Origin of the sequence: Vibrio sp. OPT46, assembly GCF_015163535.1 — a bacterium.
Classification (GTDB): Bacteria; Pseudomonadota; Gammaproteobacteria; order Enterobacterales; family Vibrionaceae; genus Vibrio; species Vibrio alginolyticus.
The window spans coordinates 1-760 of sequence record NZ_JADDYG010000898.1 but is presented as its reverse complement, the minus strand read 5'-3'; the positions used below and the strand labels follow the sequence as shown (position 1 = coordinate 760).

Sequence of the window (760 nt, the reverse complement as noted above, 5' to 3'; positions counted from 1 at the left end):
TACTGGGTCTAAAGAACTCATGAGGTGTGCTCCTCTCATCTCTTATTGGCTTGAATACTTTGAATGCTACGCCTTAGTTTAATTATCAGTGGCAAGATGCGTGCCGTATATTAAGTTCAATTAAAACAAAGGTTTAAAGCTATTTTGTTTTCTTGGGAGGAAGTGGTGTTTCCACCTTGTTTGTTCCGCCTTCCTCCATGGAAAAAGTAATTTCCTTATAAGAAAAGGCGACCTAAACAAAGAAAATATTTAATTGTATTGACGGTTCTAATTAGGAGAGATGTTTTAATTAGACGTTATATTCAGCCTTTACTTCAGCTTGATTCAGATAATTCTTACAGAGTGCATTAATTGCGTTCTGATATTATTTTTGATAGTGCGATGTGCAAGTGTTCTCACTAAAAATTAAATTTTTTACGTTTCAAAGAATGTCAGTTATGAATGAATTTGCGTTACGATTGATGAAATGTGCTCGTGCATATGAAGAGTTCATTAACAAAAAACTATTAAGTAAACAGAGCATCAATTCTGATGAGATAGCTAGTATCTTAAAGGAAGCTAAGTTCAATTTTCCTGAACTTAGAGATAGTAAAATAGGAAGTAAATTAGAGACGATAGAATTAGAACTGTTTAATAAGGTTTTATTCAATATTATGTTGAAGTTCGGATTCAGAGTGCCTGAATCTCACAAAGATAATACGAGCTCTATTTATATTCGTAGATAAAAATAAAGCCTTCCATAGGAAGGCTTTATAATTAA

At 32.5% G+C, this 760-nt stretch carries 1 protein-coding gene; it reads left to right on the top strand.

Annotated elements, in window-relative coordinates; translation table 11 throughout:
• Positions 1 to 437 precede the first annotated feature (437 nt).
• Positions 438 to 725: a hypothetical protein gene (locus tag IQR33_RS31420; RefSeq protein ID WP_005375016.1), complete on the top strand. Its 288-nt coding sequence runs from the start codon at positions 438 to 440 to the stop codon at positions 723 to 725.
• The last annotated feature ends 35 nt before the right edge of the window (positions 726 to 760 follow it).

Excerpts from the sequence above, each read along its gene's own strand:
- IQR33_RS31420 (WP_005375016.1), top strand. The coding sequence starts at position 438 with ATGAATGAATTTGCGTTACGATTGATGAAATGTGCTCGTGCATATGAA.